This is a genomic window from Curtobacterium sp. MCLR17_044, from assembly GCF_003234435.1.
GTDB classification, from domain to species: domain Bacteria; phylum Actinomycetota; class Actinomycetes; order Actinomycetales; family Microbacteriaceae; genus Curtobacterium; species Curtobacterium flaccumfaciens.
Map to the genome: position 1 here is coordinate 1 of NZ_QKTC01000045.1, position 4,126 is coordinate 4,126.

General features: G+C 72.8%; 3 protein-coding genes. 2 read left to right on the forward strand and 1 reads right to left on the reverse strand.

Annotated features, from left to right (window positions below; genetic code table 11):
* On the reverse strand, nt 1–1,388 hold a 1,388-nt coding region (locus DEJ04_RS18100), incomplete at its 3' end, for an MFS transporter (RefSeq protein WP_258371434.1).
* Between the two features lie 102 nt (nt 1,389–1,490).
* Here DEJ04_RS18100 and DEJ04_RS18105 point away from each other — a divergent pair.
* Nucleotides 1,491–2,909: an LLM class flavin-dependent oxidoreductase gene (locus DEJ04_RS18105; RefSeq protein ID WP_111048011.1), complete on the forward strand. Its 1,419-nt coding sequence runs from the start codon at nt 1,491–1,493 to the stop codon at nt 2,907–2,909.
* A partial coding sequence (locus DEJ04_RS18110; protein ID WP_111048012.1) for an acyl-CoA dehydrogenase family protein occupies nt 2,906–4,126 on the forward strand: 1,221 nt, incomplete at its 3' end. The genes DEJ04_RS18105 and DEJ04_RS18110, both read left to right, overlap by 4 nt.

A 4,126-nucleotide genomic window follows, 5' to 3' on the forward strand; every position in this document is an offset into this window, starting at 1 on the left:
GCGCGGGCGCGGCGGGCTGACGTTTCGCGCTGGGCGGCAGTTCTCGCCTTCCGGAGGCCGTGAGGTGTCGCTGAGCGCGGATCCACCGCGAACACCGCCGCCACGATCGTCAGCACCGCGTACACCCCGAGGTACCCGCACAGGATCCACGGCGAGCCACCCCCGAGCTGCACGAACACCGCGGCCAGCAGCGGCGTCAGCCCCACCGAGAAGATCGACCCGATCTGGTACCCGAGCGACATCCCCGAGTACCGCCGCCCGGTCGGGAACTGCTCCGCGAACCACGCCGCCTGCGGCCCGTAGATGCTGTCGTGGAACACGCACATCCCGATCAGCGCCACGAGCGGCAGCAGCACGAGCGGCCCGGCGTCGAGGAACGCGAAGAACGGCCAGATGAGCACCGCGATGCCCACCGCCGACCAGATCGTCAGCACCCGCCGCCCGACCCGGTCCGACAGCCACCCCCAGAACGGCGTCGACACGAGCGACACCGCCGAGATCACGAGCACGGCCTGCAGCCCCGCGTCCGAGCCCTCCGGCCCGCGCACGTTGCCCAGGTAGGTCAGCGAGTACGTCGTCAGGATCGAGTACAGCGCCGGCTGCACAAGGCGCAGGCCCGCGGTCACCAGGATCGACCGCGGGTGCTGCCGGATCGCCTGCCACACCGGGAACCGCTCGACCCCGCCCGATGCGCGCAGCTCCTGGAACACCGGGGCGTCCTGCACACCGAGCCGGATGACGAGCCCGACCGCCACGATCACCGCCGAGAACAGGAACGGCAGCCGCCAGCCCCAGGCCAGGAACGCCTCGGTGCCGAGCAGGGACCGCACGAGCGTGAAGACCCCGGTCGCCAGGAGCATCCCACCGGCCGACCCCATCTGCGTGAACGCCCCGAACAGCCCCCGGTGCCGCTCCGGCGCGTGCTCGACGGACAGCAGCGCCGAGCCGCCCCACTCCGCACCGGCCGCGACGCCCTGCAGCAGCCGCAGGAACACGAGCGCCACCACGGCGCCGACCCCGATGGTCGCGGCGGACGGGATCACCCCGATCAGCGTGGACGCGATGCCCATCAGCACCAGCGACGCGACGAGCAGCTTCTTCCGCCCGATCCGGTCACCCAGGTGGCCGGCGATCACCCCGCCGAGCGGCCGCGCCACGAACCCGACGCCGTAGGTCGCGAACGACGCGATGACCCCGACGGCCGGCGTCACGGACGGGAAGAACGTCGGCGCGAACACCAGCGCCGAGGCCGTCGCGTAGAGGTAGAAGTCGTAGTACTCGACGGTCGTCCCGACGAACGACGCGAGGGCGACCCGACGACGGGTCGCGCTGGTCGACGGTGCGGCGGGACGGCCTGGAGGCGCGGTGACGGTGGTCTGGCTCGGCATGCCTCAGGAGCATGGCCGCGTCCAGGGCCGCGGGGAACACCGCGCGTAACGGGAGGTCACGTCGCTGTCGTCGGGCGGTGCCCGCCGACCACGATGGGACGCATGAGCGATGCACCGAACCGCCCGCTGCGCTTCGCGGCCTTCGTCATGAACACGACCTCGCACATCCAGCACGGCCTGTGGCGGCACCCCGACGCCCGGCAGGCGGACTTCGACGACGTGACGCTGTGGACCGACCTGGCGAGGACCCTCGAGCGCGGCAAGTTCGACGCGATGTTCTTCGCCGACGTCGTCGGGACCTACGGCCCCGGGCGCGGCGACTACTCGACCAACCTGCGCGAGGGGCTGCAGATCCCCTCGAACGACCCCTCCGTGCTGCTCTCCGCGCTCGCCGTGTCGACCGAGCACCTCGGGCTCGCGTTCACCTCGAGCGTCATCCAGGCGCACCCGTTCGACTTCGCCCGCAAGGTCTCCACGCTCGACCACATCACCCGGGGCCGCATCGGCTGGAACGTCGTCACGAGCGCCCTCGACAGCGCCGCCCGGAACTTCGGCGCCGACCGGCTCGAGGAGCACGACGAGCGCTACGTCTGGGCCGAGGAGTACCTCGAGGTCTGCGCGAAGCTCTGGGAGGGCTCGTGGGAGGACGGCGCCGTGCTGAAGGACCCGGTCCGTGGCTACGCCGACCCCGACAGGGTGCACCGCATCGACCACCACGGCAAGCGCTACGACGTGCAGGGCCCGCACCTGTCGGCACCGTCGCCGCAGCGGACCCCGGTGCTGTTCCAGGCCGGGTCGTCGCCGGCCGGCCGTGCCTTCGCCGCCCGGAACGCCGAGGCCCAGTTCATCCTGACCTCGAACCGGGATGCCACCGAACAGCTCATCCGCGAGACCCGCGACCTGGCCGAGGCCGCCGGCCGCCAGCGGGACGACATCGCGTTCTTCCTCGGCCTGACCTTCGTCACCGGCTCCACCGAGGCCGAGGCGAAGGCCAAGGAGGCGGAGATCGACGAGTACCTGGCCGCCGACGGGTTCCTGGTGCACTCGAACCTCGGCTTCGACCCGGACACCGGCGAGCCCCTCGACCCGGACACCCCGCTGTCCGAGGTCCGCACCCACGCCGGACAGTCGCACCTGCAGTGGCTCCGCGAGGCCGCCGGGGACCGCGAACCGACCATCGCCGACCTCGCCAGGTTGTCCGCGAAGCTCCGCGCCCGGGTCGTCGGGACGCCGGAGCAGATCGCCGACGAGCTCGCCGACTGGCAGCGGGTGGGCGTCGACGGCGTCAACGTCATCAACTGGACGCTGCCCGGCTCGTACGAGGAGTTCGTCGACCACATCGCGCCGACCCTGCAGGAGCGCGGGCTGATGCAGTCCGAGTACCGCGAGGGGACCCTGCGCGAGAAGCTCTTCGGCCACGCACAGCTGCCGGACTCGCACCCCGCCCGGCAGTGGCGCGGGGCGTTCACGGGCGGTGCCGGCGCGACCGAGGCGCGCGACGCAGTGGAGGTGCCCGCATGACGGACGCGACGACGATCGACGGACGCGTGACGGGCCTCCCGGCCGACCGTCTGGCGACCCTGCGCGAACGCTTCGCGCCCGTGTTCGCGACCATCCGCGACGGCGCGGTCGAGCGTGAGCTCGCGTCCGTGAAGCCCGGCGACCGGCCGCTGCCGCACGCCGAGGTCCGGGCGCTCGCCGACGCGGGGTTCGGGCGGTTGCGCGTGCCGGAGGACCGCGGGGGCTTCGGCGTGACGCTGGTCGAACTCGCGCACCTGGTGGCGGACCTGGCGGCGGCGGACTCGAACATCGCGCACCTGTGGCGGGGGCACTTCGGGTACACCGAGCTCGTGCTGCTGCGGCCGTCGTCCGCCGGGCGGGACGAGTGGCTCCGGCGCATCGTCGACGGAGCGATCATCGGGAACGCGACCTCGGAGCGGACCGGGACGACCCTGGCCGACATCTCGACGACGGTGACGCCGGCTGGCGATTCCCTCCGCCTCGACGGGCGGAAGTTCTACTCGACCGGCACGCTCTACGCGGACTGGATCTACCTGGCGGCGGACCGCGACGGGGAGCGCGTGACGTTCGCCGTCGACGCCTCCGCGCCGGGCGTGACGAGCATCGACGACTGGGACGGCTTCGGCCAGCGGTTGACCGCGTCCGGCACGACCGTGTTCGACGGGGTGTCGGTCGACCCGTCGGTGGTGTCGGCGTACCGGGACGCTCCGCTGTCGCACATCCAGGCCTTCTACCAGCTGTACCTGCTGGCGGTCCTCGCCGGGATCGGGCAGGCCGTGTCCGACGACGCCGTGGCCTTCGTGCGACCGCGGACCCGCACGTACATCCACGCCAACGCGGCCGTGCCGGGGGAGGACCCGCAGGTGCTCTCGGTGCTCGGGCGGCTGTCGGCCGGGGCGTTCACCGCCCGGTCACTCGTCGTCGCCGCCGCGGGGCTGCTCGACGGGGTCGTCGCCACGAACGAGCCCGGGGTCGGCGTCGACCGCGTGCTGCTCGACGCGGCCGAGAACGCCGTGTACCAGGCGCAGGTCGAGATCGGGCCGCGGGTGCTGCGGTCGGCGTCCGAGTTGTTCGAGGTCGGCGGGGCGTCCGCGGCCGACCGGACGCGTGGGCTGGACCGGCACTGGCGGAACGCCCGGGTGGTGGCGTCGCACAACCCGGCGGTCTACAAGGAGCGGATGGTGGGGGAGTACGCGCTGCACGGGCGGGGGCCGGTG

Bases quoted from the DNA above. Each gene is read 5' to 3' on its own strand.
- DEJ04_RS18105 (WP_111048011.1), top strand. From the start codon at position 1,491: ATGAGCGATGCACCGAACCGCCCGCTGCGCTTCGCGGCCTTCGTCATG.